The sequence below is a fragment of the Pseudomonas sp. A2 genome (assembly GCF_023100865.1).
GTDB classification, from domain to species: domain Bacteria; phylum Pseudomonadota; class Gammaproteobacteria; order Pseudomonadales; family Pseudomonadaceae; genus Aquipseudomonas; species Aquipseudomonas asiatica.
The window spans coordinates 3,100,551-3,115,280 of the sequence record NZ_CP039127.1 but is presented as its reverse complement, the minus strand read 5'-3'; the positions used below and the strand labels follow the sequence as shown (position 1 = coordinate 3,115,280).

Genomic DNA, 14,730 nt, shown 5'->3' with positions numbered 1-14,730 from the left:
TGTCGCCGCGTCGCCTGTTCCGGCGCTCGCCCTGACGAGTCTCGGGGACTGCGGCGTGCCTGTCTTTGTGCTTTTGCACAGCACTTGCACCGGGCTGCTGTGCCCGAGCCCAAATCCCTGACACCCAAAGGACCGCTCAATGTTCGAACTCGACCATGACCTGGCGCAGGATATCGTTGACCGCGCGATGGCCATTCTGCCATGCAACGTCAATGTCATGGACAGCCAGGGGTTGATCCTCGGCAGTGGCGAACCTGAGCGTATCAACACCCGCCACGAGGGTGCGCAACTGGTGCTGGCCAACGGCCGCATCGTCGAGCTGGATACGGACGCTGCCAAGTGCCTGAAGGGCGTGCAGCCCGGGGTGAACCTGCCGCTGATGCTGGATGGCCGATTGATGGGCGTACTCGGCTTGACCGGTGACCCGCAGCAAGTGCGCACCTATGGCGAGCTGGTGCGCATGACCGCCGAAATGCTGCTGGCCCAGCGCCATTTGCAGGCCGACCAGCAATGGCGACGCCAGCGCTGTGACGATTTGCTGGCCCTGTTGCTGGGCGGCAGCGGCGATTCTCCCCGGTTGCTCGACGAGGCCCGGCAACTGGGCCTCAAGCCCCAGCTGCCGCGGGTACCGTGCCTGTTCGAGCTGGCCTCGGGGCCAGCCGCCGAAACCCTGGCGGCATGGTTGATGAGCCGCTACCCGGACAGTTGGTGCGTAAGCCCGGCCCGCCAGTCGTTGTTGTGGTGTCGCCCGGCAGGTGTGGCGCTGGACGAAACTCGCCTGCTGGAACGCCTGCAGCGCCATGGCTGGGACGTGGAGCGGCTGGCCCTGGGCAGTGTCGCGCAAAGCCTGGAGCAACTGCGCCGGGGTTATCGCCGGGTGCGCGACCTGTTGGCCTATGGGCGCGAGGTACTGCCCGGCGAGCGCCTGCTCAGCCTGCAACGTTACCGGTTGCCGGCATTGCTGTGGCGGCACCGCAACGACGATGCGCTGGATGAATTGCTGGAGCCGTTGCAACGTATTCGCAGCAAGGACGGCAGCGGGCAATTGCTCACCACCCTGCGCGCCTGGTGTGCCCATGACGGCCAGAGCCAGGCCTGTGCCGATGCCCTGGGCATCCACCGCAACAGCTTGCGCTACCGCCTGGAGCGGATTGCCGAGCTGGGCGAGGTCGACCCGCAGCGCATGGAAGGGATGCTTAGCCTGTACCTGGGGTTGCAGCTGCTGCCTGCCGACTGAAGGGCCAGTGCAGGTGAAAGGCATCTGCCCAAACAACCCGCCCGGCGTTTTGTGCATTTGACCGAGGCCTCCTTGGCAGCCACCTGTCAGCATGCCGCTCATCAGGACAGGAGAAACCCCATGAAGATCGTCATTGCCCCCGACTCGTTCAAGGACAGCCTCGATGCTGCCGGTGTCGCCCGCGCCATCGCGGCGGGCCTGGGCGAGGCCTGGCCGGAGGCCGAGCTGGTCGAGTGCCCGATGGCCGACGGTGGCGAAGGCACCATGGATGCGATTCTCGCTGCCAGCCACGGCGAACTGCGTCGTCAGACCGTGCGCGGGCCGTTGGGGCAAAGCGTGGAGGCGGGCTGGGGCTGGCTGCCGCAAAGCCGCACGGCGATCATCGAAATGGCCCAGGCCAGTGGCCTGCAGTTGGTGCCGCCAGGCCAGCGCGATGCCTGCCGCAGCAGCACCTGGGGCACCGGCGAGCTGATTGCCGCCGCCCTGGCCGCCGGCGCGCAACGGGTAGTGCTGGCCATCGGCGGCAGTGCCACCAACGACGCGGGCAGCGGCATGTTGCGGGCGCTGGGCCTGCGCCTGCTGGACGCCGATGGGCAAGCGCTGGAGGAGGGCGGCCTGGCCTTGGCCAAGCTGGCCCGCATCGATGCCAGCGACCTCGACCCGCGCCTGGCCGAGGTGCAGTTCGAAGTCGCAGCAGACGTCGACAACCCGCTGTGTGGCGCCAATGGCGCCTCGGCGATCTTCGGCCCGCAGAAGGGCGCCAACCCACAGCAGGTGCAGGCGCTGGACCAGGCTCTGGGGCATTTTGCCGACCATTGTGCGCAGCTGCTGGGTGAGGATGTGCGGGACTACCCTGGCTGTGGCGCTGCCGGCGGCATGGGGTTCGCCGCGCGTGCTTTCATGGGCGCGCAGTTCCGCCCAGGGGTGGAAGTGGTGGCCGAACTGGCCGGCCTGGATGCTTTGGTGCAGGGCGCAGCCCTGGTGGTGACCGGCGAAGGTCGCTTCGACGCCCAGACCTTGCGTGGCAAGACACCGATGGGCGTGGCCCGGGTTGCCAAGCGCCACGGGGTGCCGGTGGTGGTGCTGGCCGGGACCTTGGGTGAAGGCTACCAGCAGCTGTATGCCCATGGTGTCGATGCTGCCTTTGCCCTGGCCAGCGGGCCGATGAGCCTGGAGCAGGCATGTGCCAATGCCGCTGGGCTGCTGCGGGCGCGGTCTTGTGATATCGGGCGGCTGTGGCGCTGCGCAACGCGAACTTGATCGACCGCTGCAGTCTGCCGCACCCCGCGCTTGGTCATTGATTTTTTTGTTGTTATCGTAGAAAGGAGAATCGAAGGTAGCCAGCAAATGCCCGTCACAGAGCCTTTCCACGACAACGTTGCGGTCTTCACCGATGCCGCACAGGGCCTGGGACTGGCCTGTTCCATGACGCTGGCGGAGGTGGACGAACTGCGTAACCGCCTCAAGGCATGCAGCCATGTGCCAGTCAACGTCGCCAACACCCGCGCCGACCTGGGCGAAAGCCTGGTCTGGGATGAATGCAGCGGCGCGTTGTACTTCGTCGATATCTCTGGCGGCCGTATCAACCGCCTGATGCCCGATGGCGAAGCCGAGTGCCTGTACGAATCCGCGGCACGCATCGGCGCGTTGGCGTTGACCGACCAGGGCAACCTGATTTTCACCGAAGACGCCAGCGTGGCCATCTTCGACGTGCCGCTGCGCAAGGTACGCCGGCATTCGGTCTCGGTTCACCCACGTTCGACCTACCGTTTCAACGACGGCGCCTGCGACCCGCAGGGCCGATTCGTGACCGGGCTGATGGACGATGCCCTGAGCGGCAACACCGGGGCACTGTTCCGCTTTGACGGGCAGTTGAACGATCAGGTGATCCACGACGACATGGCGTTGCCCACCGGCCTGGCCTGGTCGCAGGACGGCCACACGGTGTACTTCGTGGACTCGGCGGCGCGCTCGATCTACCGCGCCAGTTACCTGGCCGAAGGCCGGCTTGGCGCGGTCACTCTGTTTGCCGAAACCCCTGCCGAACTGGGGCGGCCGGACGGCCTTGCGCTGGACCGTGACGGCGGCCTGTGGGTGTGCCAGTACCATGGCAGTTGCCTGTTACGCTATGACCGCCATGGCCACCTCACCGACCAGGTACTGATGCCAGTGCCGTGCCCCACCAGTTGCTGCTTCGGTGGGGAGGGGATGAATACCTTGTTCATCAGCACCGCGCGCTTGGGCATGAGTGCCGAAGACTTGCAGCATTACCCCGACGCTGGCGACCTGTATGCCATCAACCCGGAAATTGGCGGCATCGCCCGTCACACCTTCAAGGAATAAGCTTTTGCGCCTGGCTGGCCGGTAGCACGGCCAGTTCGCCAAAGCGCTGCGCCGCGTCGATGTAGCGCAACGCCGACTTCGCGTCTTTCCAGCCCACATAGCTCATCAGCGCCTTCAGCTCCCAACCGTTGGCCGTGGCCCAGGTGGCAAAACCTCGGCGCAGCGAGTGCCCGGTATACAGCGCCGCCGGTACCCCGGCGCGCTCCAGCATGCGCCGCAGCAGGCCGACCAGGCTGTTGCTGTTGAGCGCGGTGTCGCCGAGGTTGCCCCAGCGGTCGAGCTTGCGGAACACCGGCCCATGGGCGATGCCGGCGACTTCCAGCCATTGCAGGTAGGCCGTGACCGGGCACAAGGCCTTGAGGGCCGGGGTGCGATGCTGTACGCCCAGGGCTTCGCGGTCGCCCTTGCTGCGCGGCAGGAACAGGGTGATGCCGACGCCGGCCTCGGCCTGGATGTGCTCCACGCGCAGGCGGGCCAGTTCATCACCCCGAAAACCGCGCCAGAAGCCCAGCAACAGCAGCGCAGCGTCGCGACGCGCCCGGCGCAGGGTGGCCAGGTCATGCTGTTCGCGGGCCTGGCGGGCTTCTTCTTCGAAGCATTGCACTGCGCTTTGCAGGTGCTGCAGCAACAGCGGCGCCGCCTGCCTGGGCGGTGTCGGGTGCAAGGTGCGGATGCCGCGCAGCACCTGGCGCACCAGTGGCGCCTTGGTCGGGTCAGGGAAACCTTGGGCGACGTGCCATTGGCTGAGCGCCGCCAGGCGCTGGCGCAGGGTACTGACGGCATGCTGGTCGGCGTGGTCGGCCAGGTAGCGGGCGATGCTCTCGGCCGTGGCCGGGAGAAAACCGCCCCAGTGGGTTTCGAAATGCTCGATGGCGGCCTGGTCGCTGCGCCGGGTGTTGTCACGGGTGGCGGCGCGGAGGTAGCGCTCGATGTCGGTCATGGTGCGGGTGCAAGTGGATGATGGGCACACGATAAACCGAAATGGATTGCCTGTCCTGGCTGCGATGCTGGCGGGATTGTCGGGGGCTGCGAAGCAGCCCCAATCTGGCTTGCGTTACACGCAGGCCTTGTCCTCGACACCGTTGAAGAGCGGGTAGTCACGCAGCTGCGCCGGTGACAGCGGCCGGCTGAAGTGGTAGCCCTGGGCGATATCGCAGCCGGCAAGCTTCAAGCACACCACTTGCTCGCGGGTTTCCACGCCTTCGGCCACCACTTCCAGGCCCAGGCGTTTGGCAAGGATGATGGTGGACGATACGATCGGGCTGTCGTCGTGGCTGTTGGACAGAGGCGCAATCAGCGAGCGGTCGATCTTCAGCTTGCTCAGTGGCAGCGAATGCAGGTGGGCAAAACCGGCGTAGCCGCGGCCGAAATCGTCCAGGCTGATGCCCAGCCCGGCGTCGCGCAGGGTGTGCAGGTGCGCCACCGCCGTGCCTTCGGGGTCGAGGATGGTGGTTTCGGTGATTTCCAGCTCCAGCCGCTGCGGGGCGATGGCGTACTGCTGCAGTTCGCTCAGTAGCCGTGCAGCGAAGTCTGCCTGGCGTAGCTGCAGCGCAGATACATTGACCGCCAGCCGCGTCTTCCGGCCTTGGGCGTCCCAACCCGACAGGGCTTCGCAGGCCAGGCGCAACACCTCCCAGCCCAGCTCGACAATGAAGCCGCTGCGTTCGGCCAGGTCAATGAACCGGTCAGGGTACAGCAGGCCGAACTCGGGGTGGTCCCAACGCACCAGCGCTTCGTAGCCCAGCACCTGCTGGGTGTCGAGGCGGATCTGTGGCTGGTAGTGCAGCACGAACTGGCGCTCGGCCAGGGCGCTGCCGAAGGCCTGTTCGAGGGTGAAGGCGCGGATGTCGGCCAGGTTCAGCGATGGGTCGAAGAAACGGTACTGCGCGCGCCCGGCCTGCTTGGCCGAGTACATCGCGGCATCGGCACTGCGGATCAGGCTGTCGATGTCCTGGCCGTCGCGCGGGCAGATACTCACGCCTACGCTGGGGCTGGTGTTGACCTCCTGGCCGTCCAGCGCGTAGGTGGCTGACAGCTTCTGCACCAGTACGCGGACCCAGGCATTGATCTGCTCCTCGCTGCGCTCGCCGGCCAGCAGCACCACGAACTCGTCGCCACCAAAGCGCGAAGCCTCGTCGCCGGGCTCCAGCAGGCGCTGGATACGCCCGGCAACGGCCTGCAGCAGCAGGTCGCCGATCTTGTGCCCGAGCGAGTCGTTGATCGACTTGAAGCGGTCCATGTCGATGAACAGGATCGCCATCAGCCGGCGCTTGCCGCGTTGCCGGGTCAGCACCTGGCCGGCCACCTCGACGAACTGGCGGCGGTTGTGCAGGCCGCTGAGGTGGTCGGTGGCCGCCGCATGGCTGCTGCGCCGGTGTTCGTCCTCGAGGCGGTCGATCAACTGCTGGTTGACCTGCTGCGCCTGTTCCAGTGCGCTGAAGGCCTCCTGGCGCTTGCGCAACAGGCGCAAGGTCCACAGCAGGCTGGCGAGGATCATCAGGGTCATGCTCAGGTTCAACCAGAACTGCCGGGAATAGGCCAGCGTCGAGGGCGCGAGGATTTCGTCCTGGCGCTGGCTGACCACCACGCTGAAACCCCGCTCCGGCAGGCGCCGGTACAGGCTCTGGTAGGGGGCGCCGGCCGCGTACTGGGTCAGCATGCCTGCTTCACTGCCGCTGTCCGGCAGCCCGGGCAGCAGTGCGTCACCGGCCACCACGCCGCTGCTATCGATGCGCACCCACTCCAGGCCGTCATCCTGCAGCAGGCGCACCAGCCCGCTGCCGCCCAGGTCGATGTGCTGCAGCAGCACCGCCAGGTAGCCGATGTCCAGCTGCACCACCAGGATATTGTCGATTTCGCGACCGGGCAGGTTGGTCAGCGGCAGCAGGAAGGGCAGGTGCCAGTTGGGCACGGTGGTCGCTTGCCCGGGGGGCTGCACGCTGGGCAGGAACGGTTTGAAACCGTAGCGGGCAACGTGCCGCTGCAGCTGGCGCAGCCAGTCTTCGGGCAGCTCGGCGGCCTCGTCGGCATGGCTGGCCGACAACAGCCGGCCTTGCCGGTCGTACAGGCTCATGCGCTTGAATACCGGGTCTTCGGCAAGCATGCGCGCCAGGCTGACGCTGCCCTGGCTCAGCATCTTCATGTCGTCCTGGGCGACCCGGCCCACGGCCTGGGCGCGATCCACCAACTGGCGCAGGCTTTCGCCAACGATACTGGCCAGGTTCAGGTGCTCGGCGGCCTTGGCCGACAGCGCGTCCTGGCGGGCGGCAACCTTCTGCGAAACATGCAGCCCCCAGACAAAGGCCAGGGTGGCTGCACAGAGCATCAGGATCAGCAGCCGCAGAAGGCTGGCGGATGAAAGCGAACGGCGAATCACTGCTGATAGTTCCCGACCCTGGGTGATGGTCGAAAAATACGACAGTAAGATGACAGCCTAATGACTGGTGGCCAATTGCCCTTAAGGATTTCCCTTATCGGCCAGCGGCGTCTGCAGGCGTGCAGTTTCTTCCTCCATGTAACTCATCAGCGCGCTGACTTCGGTATCGCCCAGGCGCATGTTGGGCATGGCCACGCGGTTGTATTGTTCGTACAGCAGCATGGCCAGGGGGTCTTTCTGGGCCAGCATCTGGTCGGGCTCCTTCAGCCAGCGGGTCAGCCAGTTGGCATCACGCTGGCGGGTCACGCCGAGCAGGTCGGGGCCGATGCCGGGTTGTCCGGGCTCGGCATTGCCCAGGGTGTGGCAGGACGAGCAGCGGGTACGGAAGAGTTGCTCGCCACTGCTGGGTGCGCGCACCTCGGGAGCCTGGGCGTAGTCATTGGCCATGGCACTGGCCTGTTTCCAGTTGTGCAGGCTGTTGCCCAGGCGGTCGGCGAGAATGTATGGGTTTTCGAAAGGCGAGGCCTTCATCCAGCGGCCGGTGGCCTGGTTGCCGATGATCAGGCTCAGGTTGTGGTCCTTGGAGCGGCCGTTTTCCAGGCCATCGATGTACAGGCCCAGGCTGCGGCGCAATTGTTCGATATCGGCCGGCTCGCCGGTAAGCAGCGTCCAGCCGGGGCCGATGCCAAACTTTTCGGCGTAGCGCTTGAGGGTGGCGGGGGTGTCGTTGTAGGGGTCGATGCTGATGGAGTAGAGGAAGATGTCCTTGCCGACCCGGTCACCGAGGATTTTCTGCACCTGGCGCAGGCGCGCGGTTTCCACCGGACAGGAGTCGGAGCAGCCGGTGAAGATGAAATTGATGGCGACCACTTTGTTCTTGATCAGGTCGTCGAAGAAATGCACCTTTTCACCGTCCTGGCTGAGCAGCGGGATGTTGGGGAAGTAGTTTGCGCCCCAGGGAGTTGCAGCTTCCTCGGCCACGGGTTGCTGTGGTTGCAACGGCCAGAACGGGATACTGGCGGCGAACAGCGAGAGCACCAGCAGGAAACGCCATGAGCCGGACATGATGCGGTCCTCGTCGATAACGGTAGCGGGGCTGCCATGCAGCCCATCGCCGGCAAGCCGGCTCCCACAGGGGGCGAGATGGAAGCCAGCATCCACAAGGACCGCATATGCTTGAAGCCGATGCGGTCGAGGCGGGAGCTGGCTTGCCAGCGATGGGCCGCACAGCGGCCCCCGCTTTTCGGTTACCTGATGCTGACCGGCGCCGTCACGCTCTGCCCCAGCGCCGATTTCACGGTCACGGTCGCCGGTGTGGCCGGGCCGCTGCCGGTGGTTGTGGTCGACAGGCGCCAACGGGCGCCGCTGGTAGTGGTACTCAGCGTGGCCGTACCCAGCAGCAGCGGGCCACTGGTGGTTGCCGCAGTCACGGTTATGCTGTTGCCGGTGGCCACCGTGGTGGTGCCCGAAATATCCCAGGTAAAGCGGTTGCCGCTGCGCACCTGCACCGTGGCACTGGTGACCTGGATCTGGTCGACCGCCGCTGCCGGGCTCACCGCAATGCTGACCGTGGCCGGGGCCACCGATTCGGCGCCCTTGGCGTCACGAGCCGTGTAGTTGAAGCTGGCGGTGAACGCTGTGGTTACCGTGGCCGGTGGGACGTAGGTGACCGTGCTGCCGTCGGTACTGGTAGTGCCCTGGCCGGAGTCCGGCTGGCTGAGGCCGACTACGGTCAACGGCAGGTTGTTTTCCGGGTCGGTGTCGTTGGCCAGCACGTTCAAGGTGATCTGCTTGCCGGCCGTGGTAGCTGCGCTGTCGTTGGCCGCAACCGGCGGTTTGTTGGTCGGGTCGTCGTTATCATGGTCTTCGGTGCGGAAGGTCGGCAGCCCAACCGAAGCCACGTACTCCACGCCATCCCAACCCGGCAGCGGGGTCGGCATCACCTGGAACTGGCCTGGGTGTTCCAGGTCCCAGCGCAGCAGCATCGACGAGTCTTCATGCTGGGTGTTGTGGCAATGTTCCATGTAGGTCCCGGCAAACTCGCGGAAACGCAGGGCTACTTCCACCTCTTCCGAAGAATCGATATCCGGGCCGATGCGATACACGTCCTTGCGCGCCCATTTTTCCCATTCTGGCGGGGCCTTGCCGTCGCGACTGAGGATCACGCCTTCCTCGAAGTGCACATGCACCGGGTGGCTCCAGCCATTGCCGCCATTGATGATCTTCCACACTTCCAATGTGCCGTCGCCGCTGAAACCGCCGTCGGTAGACTGCTGGGCCAACTGTGGCGCCGCGTTGATGCGACGTGGGTCCATGGAGTAGCCAAAGCTGCCATCTGTCTTGATGGTCCAGGGCTGGGTGTCGGTACCGTCCGAGCGGCCGAAGATGAACTCGCGATGGCGGGCATCCTTGAGCTTGGCCTGGTCGGTGGCCGAATTACGGTCTATCGGCAGCGGCAGCATTTTCAGGCCTTCGGCTTTGCCCGGTTTGGCCGGCTCATAGGCAACCGGGTCCATGCTCAGGTCCTGGCCGCTGTAGGGCTGAACCACGAACTGCATGAACTTGCCGATCGCCGGGTCGCCGTTGTCCCACTCAGGTCCGTTGCTGGTCTGCTTGATCACCGCCTTGTATTTTTCCGACAGCACATCGGCCAGGGCAATGGCACCCTCCGGGCCCTTGCCGCTCTGATGTTCCTCCAGGTTGACCAGGTACAGCTTGTCGCCGACCTTGATGCCGTGTTTGGCGAAATTGATGATGATGTCGTAGCGTTCGGCGATGCCCTGCAGCGGCAGGACGCCGTTGTTGTCCTGCAGGTTGCCGTCACCGTTGAGGTCCATGGTGCCGTCGAACGGCACGGTGTGTTCCATGATGTTGCCGTCGTTGGCGATCATGTGGAACGGTACCCGCGCGTATGAAAGGTTGGAGCCGGTAGGGCCTTTGAACTCCCCGCTGTTGCCGGCGATCTCCCGCACGACGGCAAGCTTCAGGTAGCGCGACACCGAGCCATTGAGGATACGGAAGCGGTAGCTGCGCGCGCGTACCTTGAGCGTTGGCCGGTACTGCCAGTTGACCAGGATCTGGTCGCCGAGGAAGCCATCGGTGTTGAACGGGTTGAACCACAGCTGGCCGTTGGCATCCCAGGCCTTGTCGGCGATCACCAGGTTGACGTCGTAGTCGCGGTTACCCCACGGCATGCCCGAGCCACTGGGGAAACGCAGGTTGACGCCATCCTGCAGGGCCTCGTTGCCGCGGTCCAGGGCGCTGTAGTAGTTCATCATCACGGCGTTGCCCTTGTAGACGTTCTGCGCCGTGAAATCCATCATGTGGTCGTGGAACCAGTGGGTGCTCATGGTTTCGCGCCAGTCACCACGAATCTTGATGCTGCCGTTCTGGCAGGTTTTCAGGCCGGGGTTGGCATCGTTGACGAACAAGGTTTCGCCCGCCGAGCAAGGGAACGCAGCGCGTGGGTCTTCGGCACGGGTGTTGATGGTGTCATACCCAGCCAGTTGCAGCGGCCAGCGGTAATCGTAGTACTGCCCCGGGAAGAAGTAGGCGTTTGCATAGCCATCGCTCTCGGCCGGGGAGTGGCCGTTGTGCTCATGGGTCGAAAGGGTGTGCAGGCCAAACCCGGCGTTGGCCGAGGGGTCGATCGGCAACGCGTTGTAATGGCGCATCAGGATCGGTTGGCCATAGCGCACCATCAGCAGCTTGGGCGGAAAGGTGCCGTCGAAGGTCCATAGCGACTTGTGGTTTTGCAGCGGCATCTTCGGGTGGAAGCGGGTGTCGATGCCCTTGGTGGTGCCCAGTGTGTTCGGGATATCGGAAGTCTGGTAGTACAGGCCGCCCGGGGCGAACTCGCCAACTGCATAGTTGTGCAGCTGCTTGCGGTCACGCAGGCCGAGGTTGATGCGCGCACCGGCCTGGGCGGTCTTGAACCCCGCCTGCGGGTAGAACTCGTTCCAGCGCTGGTGCGACCAGCCTTTTCCTGGTGGCCGGCCTTCCGCAGGCGAACCGACCGGTTGGCGGTTGAGGAACATCTCGATCTGCGCCTTCCATGGGTTGCGGTCGAGCACGTTGGAATACTGGGTCGGGAAGGGGTACAGGCCCGGCTGTTTGAGGAAGGCTTCCAGGGCTGTACCGCTGGGGCCGCTGCGGGCCACCACGTTGGGGTCCTGCGCTGGTGCCGCGCCCAGGGTCGGCACCGGGAAGGTCAGAGTGGGCGGCGGCAGCGTGGGGTCGAGCCTTTCCGTGCCGAATTCCTCGAACAGCAGTAACTGCTGGGTAAACGGCAACGCGCCGAACAGCGGGCTTGGCTTGCCATTGGTGGGGTATTTTTCCCCGGTTTGCAGGGCCGGTGGCAACACGTTGTTTGCGCTTACCGTGTTGCGGTCACCGTAAACGCCATCGGTCAGTTCGAGTGAGCCTTGATTCGCCTCTGGCATGCTATAGAGGTCCAGCAAGGGCTGGGTCGGGTCAGTCGGCTGGTCAGTGTAGGCCGACGGGTCGGTCGGCGGGGGCATGCTGTTGTCGTCCATGGGCGCCGCTGTCGCCGTGACCAGCCCAAAGCCGAGCATCAGCGTAGCGACGGTGGACAGCTGGAATGCATGCCTGGCAGGGTGGATCACGGCAGGTGTTTTCATTGCCTTGCGCCTCGTTTGCGACATCATGGCTTTTTGCCCGTTTCTGGGGCTGGAGCAACGGGTGTGCCAACCCAAATACGAGGAATATGTTTCTAAACAAATCCTTGTGGCGCCTGATGCGCGCTAAATACCATGGCGTCAAAAACGGGTGAGGGGGCCCCACTAGTGGGTCACCCATTCCCCCAGATTGGGTGGTGACAGCCGCGGCGCCCTGGGGTATACCTGAGCGCCACCAAGGGGAGCCCGGCACCGGGCTGAGAAACCGCTGGATGCTGCAGCGCGGTGACCCTTCGAACCTGATCCGGATCATGCCGGCGAAGGGATTGGGACTTGAAACCTGCCTTTTTGCCGGCCTCACTGCGAGGCCCGTCCATGCCAATCACCGCGGTCTCGCTGTCACCCCCCATCAAGGACAGCAACATGACCGAACGCTTCAGCCAGTCCCTGCGCCGCCGCAGCGAGCCGACCTGGTCGGCGGCCGTTGGCCACCGCTTCGTCACCCAATTGTGCGACGGCAGCCTGCCGGACCCGATCATGGTCGACTACCTGGTGCAGGACCACCGCTTCCTTGACAGCTTCCTGACCCTGCTGGGCGCGGCCATCGCCACCGCCGACACCTTCGAGGCGCGCCTGCGCTTCGGGCGCTTTGCCGGGATGATCTCCAGTGACGAGAACACTTACTTCCTGCGCGCCTTCGAGGCCTTGGGGGTAAGCGCCGCACAACGCAGCGAACCAGCCGACACCGTCCCGACCGCAGGCTTCAAGGCGATCATGCGCGAAGCGGCGGCCACCCGGTCCTATGCGGCCGCGCTGGCGGTGCTCAACGTCGCCGAAGGCCTGTACCTGGACTGGGCGTTGAAGGCGCCAAAGCCGATGCCGGACAACTTCGTCCACGCTGAATGGATCACCCTGCACGACAACCCGGCATTCCAGGACTTCGTTGCCTTCCTGCAAGCCGAACTCGACCGCGTCGGCCCGCAGGACGCCGTGCTGGCGGGTGACTTCTACCAGCGCACCGTGGCGCTGGAGCTGGCCTTCTTCGATGCTGTCTACCCGGAGGATAAATGAGCATGGATATCTTCGACCGCCTCAAGGCTGCCGCCACGCCGCAGTGGAACAGCTACGTCGACCACGAATTCGTGCGCCAGATGGGCGAGGGTACGTTGAGCGAAGCCGCCTTCCGCACCTACCTGGTACAGGATTACCTGTTCCTCATCCAGTTCGCCCGCGCCTGGGCACTGGCTGCCTACAAGAGCCGTCGACCGGCCGACATCCGCGCCGCGCAGGCCGGGCTGGCGGCGATTCTGGATGAAACCGAGCTGCACTTGCGCCTGTGCGCGCGCTGGGGCCTGACCCAGGCTGATATCGAGGCCGCGCCCGAACACCAGGCCACGGTTGCCTATACCCGCTATGTGCTGGACTGCGGTGCCGCGGGCGACCTGCTGGAGTTGCATGTGGCGCTGGCGCCTTGCGTGATCGGTTATGCGGAGATTGGCCGGGCGTTGTCCGAGCGCATTGGCGATCTGAGCAATCACCCGTACCGCGAGTGGATCGCCGAGTATGCCGGCGAGGGCTACCAGGGTGTCGCCACAGCGGCGCGCAAGCATCTGGACGAGCTGGCAGCGCGGAGCATGACCGAGCAACGGTTTGCCGAGCTGGTGGAGATCTTCGGCCAGGCGTCCAGCCTGGAGGCGGACTTCTGGCAGATGGGGTTGGCTAGCCAATAACGCACTGCATGGCCCTGCGCGGACTCTTGTAGGTCCGCGCTAACCGGGCAGATGAGATTTCGGCCACTATGCTGGTAGGGCCACCCGCAAAGCCCAGGGAGAAGCATCATGAACATCATCAACGCACGCCTGCGCGGCAAGCCTGGCCTGTTCCGCATCGAACTCAGCGGCGAACGCATCGCCGCCATCGTGCCCCAGGCCGAAGGGGTGGCGGCGCGCGCTGCCGATGACCTGGATGCCGGGCAGAACCTGGTGGTGGCGCCCTTTATCGAACCGCACATCCACCTGGACGCCACGCTGACCGCCGGCGAGCCGCAGTGGAACATGAGCGGGACCCTGTTCGAAGGCATCGAGCGCTGGGCCGAGCGCAAGGCAATCACCACCCACGACGACATCAAAAACCGCGCTAAGAAGACCATCGGCATGCTGGTGGATCATGGCATCCAGCATGTGCGTACCCATGTCGATGTCACCGACCCCACCCTGACTGCGCTAAAGGCCATGGTCGAAGTGCGTGACGAAGTGCGCCACCTGCTCGACCTGCAGATCGTCGCCTTCCCCCAGGAGGGTATCGAGTCGTACGCCAACGGCCGGGCGCTGATGACCGAAGCGGTGGCCATCGGTGCCGACGTGGTCGGCGGCATTCCACACTTCGAGAACACCCGCGACCAGGGCGTGTCTTCGGTCAAGTTCCTGATGGACCTGGCCGAACGTACCGGCTGCCTGGTGGATGTGCATTGCGACGAGACCGACGACCCGCAGTCGCGCTTTCTCGAAGTGCTGGCCGAAGAGGCGCGGGTGCGCGACATGGGCGCTCGGGTAACAGCCAGCCATACCGTGGCCATGGGCTCGTACGACAATGCCTACTGCTACAAGCTGTTCCGCCTGCTCAAGCAGTCGGGTATCAATTTCGTATCTTGCCCGACCGAGAGCATTCACCTGCAAGGGCGTTTTGACAACTACCCGAAACGCCGCGGCGTCACCCGCGTGGCCGAACTCGACCGGGCCGGGATGAACGTGTGCTTTGGCCAGGATTCCATCGTCGACCCTTGGTACCCGCTGGGCAATGGCAACATCCTGCGTATTCTGGAGGCCGGCCTGCACATCTGCCACATGCTTGGCTACGAAGACCTGCAGCGTTGCCTGGACCTGATCACCGACAACAGCGCCCGCACCCTGAACCTGGGCGAGCGTTACGGCATCGAAGTGGGGCGACCGGCCAACCTGTTGCTGCTCTCTGCGCCGGACGATTACGAAATGGTGCGCAGCCAGGGGCATGCGCTGGTGTCGGTACGCAACGGTAAGGTGCTCATGCGTAGAACACCTGCCAGGGTTGAACACTACAGCTGACGCTCCCTGCTTCAGCATTCTGCAGCGCCCCGCCGGCTTGAAGCCGAGCGGGGCGCT

General features: G+C 64.9%; 10 protein-coding genes and 1 riboswitch. Of the genes, 6 read left to right on the top strand and 4 right to left on the bottom strand.

The window, feature by feature from the left end; translation table 11 throughout:
• The first annotated feature begins 139 nt into the window (after positions 1-139).
• From E5221_RS14560 to E5221_RS14550, 3 genes are all read left to right on the top strand, one after another.
• Complete coding sequence (locus tag E5221_RS14560; RefSeq protein WP_061302249.1) at positions 140-1,237, top strand: sugar diacid recognition domain-containing protein; 1,098 nt, start codon at positions 140-142, stop codon at positions 1,235-1,237.
• Between the two features lie 120 nt (positions 1,238-1,357).
• A complete protein-coding gene (locus E5221_RS14555) occupies positions 1,358-2,497 on the top strand; it encodes a glycerate kinase (protein WP_247845862.1) in 1,140 nt (379 codons plus the stop codon).
• Positions 2,498-2,662: 165 nt separating this feature from the next.
• Positions 2,663-3,580, top strand: coding sequence for an SMP-30/gluconolactonase/LRE family protein (locus E5221_RS14550; RefSeq protein WP_247847743.1), 918 nt, complete (start codon positions 2,663-2,665; stop codon positions 3,578-3,580).
• On the opposite strand, the gene E5221_RS14545 is transcribed toward E5221_RS14550, so the two are convergent.
• The 4 genes from E5221_RS14545 to E5221_RS14530 form a co-directional block, all read right to left on the bottom strand.
• Positions 3,570-4,520: a site-specific integrase gene (locus tag E5221_RS14545; RefSeq protein ID WP_247845861.1), complete on the bottom strand. Its 951-nt coding sequence runs from the start codon at positions 4,518-4,520 to the stop codon at positions 3,570-3,572. The two genes, E5221_RS14550 and E5221_RS14545, sit on opposite strands and share 11 nt — an antisense overlap.
• Before the next feature lie 114 nt (positions 4,521-4,634).
• Positions 4,635-6,956, bottom strand: coding sequence for an EAL domain-containing protein (locus tag E5221_RS14540; RefSeq protein ID WP_247845860.1), 2,322 nt, complete (start codon positions 6,954-6,956; stop codon positions 4,635-4,637).
• An 81-nt stretch (positions 6,957-7,037) separates the two neighbouring features.
• A complete protein-coding gene (locus E5221_RS14535) occupies positions 7,038-8,021 on the bottom strand; it encodes an SCO family protein (protein ID WP_061551236.1) in 984 nt (327 codons plus the stop codon).
• Between the two features lie 182 nt (positions 8,022-8,203).
• Positions 8,204-11,596, bottom strand: coding sequence for a multicopper oxidase domain-containing protein (locus tag E5221_RS14530; protein WP_247845859.1), 3,393 nt, complete (start codon positions 11,594-11,596; stop codon positions 8,204-8,206).
• 225 nt (positions 11,597-11,821) lie between these two features.
• Positions 11,822-11,936, top strand: a riboswitch (TPP riboswitch).
• Between the two features lie 80 nt (positions 11,937-12,016).
• On the opposite strand from E5221_RS14530, the gene E5221_RS14525 reads away from it, so the two are divergent.
• The 3 genes from E5221_RS14525 (at position 12,017) to codA (ending at position 14,673) form a co-directional block, all read left to right on the top strand.
• Positions 12,017-12,664, top strand: coding sequence for a TenA family protein (locus E5221_RS14525; protein WP_015270363.1), 648 nt, complete (start codon positions 12,017-12,019; stop codon positions 12,662-12,664).
• Positions 12,661-13,323 carry a thiaminase II gene (tenA, locus tag E5221_RS14520; protein WP_013972655.1) on the top strand — a complete coding sequence of 221 codons (663 nt, stop codon included), beginning with the start codon at positions 12,661-12,663 and terminating at the stop codon, positions 13,321-13,323. The genes E5221_RS14525 and tenA overlap by 4 nt, the downstream gene beginning before the upstream one ends.
• Positions 13,324-13,431: 108 nt before the next feature.
• On the top strand, positions 13,432-14,673 hold the full coding sequence (gene codA, locus E5221_RS14515) for a cytosine deaminase (RefSeq protein ID WP_015270361.1): 1,242 nt from the start codon (positions 13,432-13,434) through the stop codon (positions 14,671-14,673).
• Positions 14,674-14,730 lie beyond the last annotated feature (57 nt).

Bases quoted from the DNA above. Each gene is read 5' to 3' on its own strand.
- E5221_RS14560 (WP_061302249.1), top strand. From the start codon at position 140: ATGTTCGAACTCGACCATGACCTGGCGCAGGATATCGTTGACCGCGCG.
- E5221_RS14555 (WP_247845862.1), top strand. From the start codon at position 1,358: ATGAAGATCGTCATTGCCCCCGACTCGTTCAAGGACAGCCTCGATGCT.
- E5221_RS14550 (WP_247847743.1), top strand. From the start codon at position 2,663: ATGACGCTGGCGGAGGTGGACGAACTGCGTAACCGCCTCAAGGCATGC.
- E5221_RS14545 (WP_247845861.1), bottom strand. From the start codon at position 4,520: ATGACCGACATCGAGCGCTACCTCCGCGCCGCCACCCGTGACAACACC.
- E5221_RS14535 (WP_061551236.1), bottom strand. From the start codon at position 8,021: ATGTCCGGCTCATGGCGTTTCCTGCTGGTGCTCTCGCTGTTCGCCGCC.
- E5221_RS14530 (WP_247845859.1), bottom strand. From the start codon at position 11,596: ATGAAAACACCTGCCGTGATCCACCCTGCCAGGCATGCATTCCAGCTG.
- E5221_RS14525 (WP_015270363.1), top strand. From the start codon at position 12,017: ATGACCGAACGCTTCAGCCAGTCCCTGCGCCGCCGCAGCGAGCCGACC.
- tenA (WP_013972655.1), top strand. From the start codon at position 12,661: ATGAGCATGGATATCTTCGACCGCCTCAAGGCTGCCGCCACGCCGCAG.
- codA (WP_015270361.1), top strand. From the start codon at position 13,432: ATGAACATCATCAACGCACGCCTGCGCGGCAAGCCTGGCCTGTTCCGC.